This is a genomic window from Vibrio sp. D173a, from assembly GCF_030248475.1.
Map to the genome: position 1 here is coordinate 1 of NZ_JAHGAH010000141.1, position 3,585 is coordinate 3,585.

The 3,585-nt window shown below is 53.7% G+C and carries 4 protein-coding genes; 3 read left to right on the forward strand and 1 reads right to left on the reverse strand.

Annotation, left to right across the window (positions count from 1 at the left end; all coding sequences use genetic code 11):
• The coding region (locus KIV40_RS15310) for a hypothetical protein (RefSeq protein WP_285350045.1) at positions 1 to 201 on the forward strand (201 nt) is incomplete at its 5' end.
• Between the two features lie 47 nt (positions 202 to 248).
• Here the strand turns inward: KIV40_RS15310 and KIV40_RS15315 are convergent.
• Positions 249 to 410: a hypothetical protein gene (locus tag KIV40_RS15315; protein ID WP_012128381.1), complete on the reverse strand. Its 162-nt coding sequence runs from the start codon at positions 408 to 410 to the stop codon at positions 249 to 251.
• A 161-nt stretch (positions 411 to 571) separates the two neighbouring features.
• Here KIV40_RS15315 and KIV40_RS15320 point away from each other — a divergent pair, with 161 nt between their 5' ends.
• Complete coding sequence (locus KIV40_RS15320) at positions 572 to 2,134, forward strand: LysM peptidoglycan-binding domain-containing protein (protein ID WP_285350047.1); 1,563 nt, start codon at positions 572 to 574, stop codon at positions 2,132 to 2,134.
• A gap of 260 nt (positions 2,135 to 2,394) precedes the next feature.
• The coding region (locus KIV40_RS15325; RefSeq protein ID WP_285350048.1) for a hypothetical protein at positions 2,395 to 3,585 on the forward strand (1,191 nt) is incomplete at its 3' end.

Below are 3,585 nucleotides of genomic sequence, written 5' to 3' on the forward strand. Positions count from 1 at the left end.
CAGTTTGACATGGAAAATTTATCTGGCGCGAAGTTGGCCGCGCTGTCTTATTTACCCAAAATTCGCTGCGATGTGCGCATTTGCAATGCGCAAGGCAAGTTGCTTTCGGTTCGTCAGCATCGTAATGAGTACGCGGGGCAATGGTCGGATTGGGGGCATGAATCGGCGCCCAATCCTGCGTTCTCACGTCGTAAAGAGTGAGACCGCCTGTCGCAATTTTACTCAGCGCTGCTAGCGAAATACCTCTTCTACGCTAGAGTCAATCTGGCAACACGGTCGTATTGACGGTGTTGTGACCCTTTTGCTTTTTTACCTTCTTTCCCCCTTGAAGGACCTAGGCCACCGTGTTGGTGGCCTTTTTGTGGGCGGATAACCGATGAAGGCCACGTTTTTGTGAGCTTTCGTCTCATTTCTTATGGTTACTATTGCTTGAATGGTTTTTTGTCTGTTAATGCGTATAGAGGGACGACCCTATTTGGATAAAAACACTAAGTATTCCGTCGCTTTACCTAGAGTCTTGCGCCGATAATCTGCGTAAACTGTGTTCATCTGTTTTATCGAGAGCACTGATATGTTTCGCAAATTCCCTGAGCCGCTAAAGAAACCAATAAAGCAGACTTCTGCTGGTTATAAACCCATTATTGAAGAGAAACCCCTTGCCGCCGTCTCGCCACCTCCACCGACGGAGGAAGCGCCTACTTTAGCTTACGCGATGGACTTTGCCTGTGAGCGAGGCTTGTTTAAAAGTGCGGTTAAGCCATCGTTGGTGTGCACCTTAGCCAAGACTAAAGAAGAAGACGCGATATCTCAATGGCGCGAGGTCGCCGATGGGGTGCATACGCGCAGCATCGCTTCGGTGAAAGAGCAAGAAGCGAAACGATTGCTGGTTGGTTGGAATGCCCAAACGCCCACGCCGTTTGGCTGGGAAGACATCACACCTCAAGATAAAGAGAGCCTCACGGTCGAACACGCGTTTATTCCGCTTCGCCCTGCGATACAAATCGGTGAAGTGCTCGGACTGCCGACGCAAGGGTTTTTGTATCATTTTCTTGACGGGAAGCTACTGCATGAGTACCGCTGTCAGGGAGGCAGTGCCTATCATTTCTTGCCGACGGTCAGTCGAGCTGGCGCCATGAACCCAGAGCCGGCGCAAACCCAACCGCTGGATTTTATTTTGGCGCTGTGGAAGCGAAACGGGCAGGTGGTGACTGAGCAACACCTGCTGTTTAGCCGTGACGCCATGGACGACCAAGCGATGTCGGCGGTGGATGCGGCGTTTTTAAATCAGCATGGCGTGAAGCTCGACATGGGCGCGTTAGTGCCGTTGACCGAAGGTGGCGGACAACGCGCTTCCCATAAGGCTGCACAAGGTGAAACCTTAGCAGATATTGCGCAGCAGCAGGGCATTGCGCTCGATACGCTGCAGGCGCTCAACCCGCATTATGCCACCTCACCATTAGAAAGCGACGCCACGGTGTATACTGAGCCTGTGGGGGTGTATAACCACGGCTTAGACGTGGGGTATCCCGCACCGAGTCTCATGTTGGGTGAGGGGCTATTCTCGATAGGCCATGTTGCCCGTGAAAAGCCGTTTCCGGTGGTGAAGGTCGCCAGTAGCAATCTGACGGCGTTTTCTGCCTTGGCGCCGGTGCGCTATGCGATAGACACGCGAGAGAGCGACACCTTGGATGATGAGGTAGTGCAAGGTCAGCATCCCATTGACGACACACAAACCTTCCCTGGTGGTGTGCTGCGCGCCGACCATACGCCTTATACCTTACGTCAGCTTCGAGATGGTTGGTTGTACGCCCTGAGTCAAGACCCAGAGAGCCAAGCTTGGTCTGTGGCCGAGTATCAAGTGTTGCAAGGCGAACTGTTTCGTTTTCTCGGTGACAGTGCAGAGCAGCGCTATGGCGCGGTGGCAGAAAAAGGACAGTCTCATCTTCTTTATCAAACCGACCGACCTTATTTTTTGGCTATGCCAGTCAGCGCTGGACGCAGCGCGTTCAAGATTTCTATATTGAAAATGAGCAAGCCAGAACGTCGTGGCTGCGTGACGTCACCGGCACGACCCATCGAATGGCGATTGACCACATTGAAGCGCAAGTGGCGGACGTTGGGGATAACGCGTTAGCCCCGTTTCACTGGAGCTGCGCGTCAAGCGCGGTGACCGAGCAAGATGAACAAGGGCTCATCACTCCGCTGGTGCAAAGAAACCTCAATAGTTACCAGTATCAGGTGCCAACGCTGTGCCCTCATCATTTTGTGGCCCTGGATGACCCGTTGGGCGACTTGACCGATTTGTATCTGCGTCTCGCGGAATCGGTGCTGCCGACATTGCAAGACGATGAGCAGCATAGAAAAACCGTGGTTGCGGAAGCCATTCGCGCCTTGGTGCGCATTTCGTTCCCGCCAGAGACGTTTGAAGGCGTGCCTTCTACCCAGTGGATTGAGGTCGAACAAGACATCGATACCTGCTTGGAGTATCACTACTATCAAGCCAGGCTCAAACAGGCCGATTCGGCCAGTGGCGCGGCGAAAGCGGCCATCGCGGCAGAAGCCGACCACGTGACCTTGGCTTACCCCGCGGCGAAAGCCAGATTGGAAGGGCATGGCATTGCCCCCACGTTACTGCAGTCGCGTTTGAAGGAGTATAACGAGCGACGCAAAGCCCATCGTCAAGTGAATTGGGCGGGATTAGACCGGTATTACCAAAGCTACATTGACACCCATTCTCGCTGTGTCACGCAGATACATCGTGACGCCCCCATTTTGATGGCCGCGCTGACCACTCTCGGCACTGAGCCGCTGCGATTTGGTCTCGATATGGGCGAACATACGCACCACCTTGCGCTGAGTACCTTGATGGACGGGGTGCTCAATGATTTAGAGCTCAGTGCGCAGCAAAGTGAGGCACTGAGTGACGAGCTCGATGCGCTCATCACAGAGCCCGATAACTTAATGTCGTTGGCGTCTTATGGCTTCTCGCCAGAGATTTACGTCAAGGCTCATGACCTGCTCAATAGCATGGACTTATCTGAGTTTGTCGGCAGCACGCGGATTCCTGTCGCCGGGTTCTTGTCCGCGTTTAATGATGTGGTGGGATTCAGTGACCCCGACTCGCCTTTGTTTGCGGCCACCAAGGGCTTGCTGGTGCCACTGGAAAAGCAAATCAACCAAGCTAAACAAGCGGTCACGACGCAAGGTGATAAAGCGGTTCGCAGCATGTTGTCGCTGCGTTTTCGCTTACTTAACCGTTTGATGAAGCTGCCCGGTTTATCGGCGCAGCGCAGTATGGCGATGGCGGTATGGGGGCAAACGCAGTTAAGTGACGGTAAAGTGCTACTCAATGATGGGCTATCGGCGGAGCAACAAGCGGCCAATGCGCGCTATCACCAGTTACTCATGGAAGCGAAAAGCACAAACGCGGCCTTGTCAGGCGCAGTCGTCGGCTCTCGTGAACATGGTCAGCTGTCGAAAACCCTGCGAGGGTTAGAGAAGCAAATCAGTCGCCACATCGAAGCGATACCGGTGCTGTTTCGTGAATACGAGAGTAAAGCGGTGGGGAAATACAGCTTCACTGAG

Coding starts and splice junctions, on each gene's coding strand:
- KIV40_RS15320 (WP_285350047.1), top strand. CDS start 572: ATGTTTCGCAAATTCCCTGAGCCGCTAAAGAAACCAATAAAGCAGACT.
- KIV40_RS15315 (WP_012128381.1), bottom strand. CDS start 410: ATGAGACGAAAGCTCACAAAAACGTGGCCTTCATCGGTTATCCGCCCA.